This is a genomic window from Bacillus sp. SIMBA_026 (assembly GCF_046535335.1).
In the GTDB taxonomy this organism is placed as follows: domain Bacteria; phylum Bacillota; class Bacilli; order Bacillales; family Bacillaceae; genus Bacillus; species Bacillus velezensis.
The window spans coordinates 1-269 of the sequence record NZ_JAWRWX010000186.1 but is presented as its reverse complement, the minus strand read 5'-3'; the positions used below and the strand labels follow the sequence as shown (position 1 = coordinate 269).

General features: G+C 53.9%; 1 protein-coding gene. It reads right to left on the bottom strand.

What is annotated here, in order from left to right; genetic code table 11:
* Positions 1-13: 13 nt before the first annotated feature.
* Positions 14-269, bottom strand: a 256-nt coding sequence (locus tag SB847_RS21130) for a hypothetical protein (RefSeq protein WP_410578585.1), incomplete at its 5' end; no start/stop codon positions are given.

The window sequence follows — 269 nt, the reverse complement described above, 5'->3', positions numbered from 1 at the left end:
GGCCGGAGTTCATTCATAAGAAATTGCTGTAAGAAACACACACCCAAACAGGTGCGTGTCCCTCGATGCTCGCGTCCACTATGTAGTTCTCAAACAACAACCCCGTCAACCAGCACCCCCACCCCGCACAACCCACAAAAACACGGGCCATGACAAACGGACGGAAACCACCGGAAGCAGGAACAAAAGAAACACCAGAAGTGCCCCCTGCATCGCTGCAAAAAGGTCCTGTTGCCTCAGAACCCCAACAGTGCGCCAAACACAACCCC